The following is a 1,030-nucleotide window of genomic DNA, read 5'->3' as shown; positions in this document are numbered from 1 at the left end:
TGGATGCGATCCCTGGCGTTGCAGGCCTGCAGGGTCGACCTCGCAAGCGACCAGCGAAGCTGCATGCTGACAAAGGCTATGACTACAAACGCTGCCGTGCCCATCTGAGGCAGCGAGGCATATCCAGCCGCATTGCCAGGCGCGGCATTGAAAGCAGCGAAAGGCTGGGCAAACATCGCTGGGTAGTGGAGAGGACGCACGGATGGTTTGCTGGCTTTGGCAAACTGCGAATCCGCTTTGAAAGGCGCCTTGACATCCACGAAGCGCTTTTGAAGTTGGCAGCCGCGATCATCTGCGCACGCTTCGTGGATAGGTGGTGTTAGCGGCTCTAAGCCGATGGCGTAGGTGGCACTCATCGTGTCACGTGCGGGCAAGCAGCTTCTCGCCATCGGGGCGCAACTCGCCCTTGGGCGAAATGTGCCGGTACAGGGTCTGCCGTGTGATTCCAAGCTCCAGACACAGGTCACCCACCTTGGTTTCTGGCTGGCCCATCGCGGCCATGGCCAGCCGCAGCTTGGCTGCGGTCATCTTGAACGGACGCCCGCCCTTTCGACCGCGCGCCCGCGCCGACGCCAGGCCGGCAATGGTGCGCTCGGCAATCAGTTCGCGCTCGAACTCGGCTAGTGCCGCAAAGATGCCAAAGACCAGCTTGCCAGCTGCCGTCGTGGTGTCGATGGCAGCGCCATGTCCGGTCAGCACTTTTAGCCCGACACCGCGCCCGGTCATATCGTGCACGGTGTTGATGAGGTGACGCAGGTCCCGACCCAGCCGGTCGAGCTTCCAGACCACCAGCGTGTCACCTGGCCGTAGCGCTTTGAGGCATGCGACCAGACCGGGGCGGTCCTCGCGCTTGCCGGACACCTGATCATCATAGAGGTGGGCCGGATCGACGCCGGCAGCAACCAGCGCATCGCGCTGCAAGTCCGTCCCCTGGGTGCCGTCAGCCTTGGATACCCGCATGTAGCCAATTTGCATATTTTGTCCTGTCACATATACGTTCGATTATGTGACAGTTTGCATCGGGAAGCTC

2 protein-coding genes are annotated in these 1,030 nt (G+C 61.7%); one reads left to right on the top strand and one right to left on the bottom strand.

Translation table 11 applies throughout. The features are described from left to right. The coding region (locus AB0J06_RS26465) for a transposase (protein WP_357432399.1) at window positions 1-323 on the top strand (323 nt) is incomplete at its 5' end. Between the two features lie 37 nt (window positions 324-360). Here AB0J06_RS26465 and AB0J06_RS26460 read toward each other — a convergent pair. Beyond that, a complete protein-coding gene (locus AB0J06_RS26460) occupies window positions 361-975 on the bottom strand; it encodes a recombinase family protein (protein ID WP_047306878.1) in 615 nt (204 codons plus the stop codon). Between the last annotated feature and the right edge of the window lie 55 nt (window positions 976-1,030).

It is taken from the genome of Micromonospora sp. NPDC049679 (assembly GCF_040659735.1).
In the GTDB taxonomy this organism is placed as follows: Bacteria; Actinomycetota; Actinomycetes; order Mycobacteriales; family Micromonosporaceae; genus Micromonospora_I.
The sequence above is the reverse complement of the archived record's forward strand: the minus strand, read 5'-3'. Positions and strand labels throughout refer to the sequence as shown.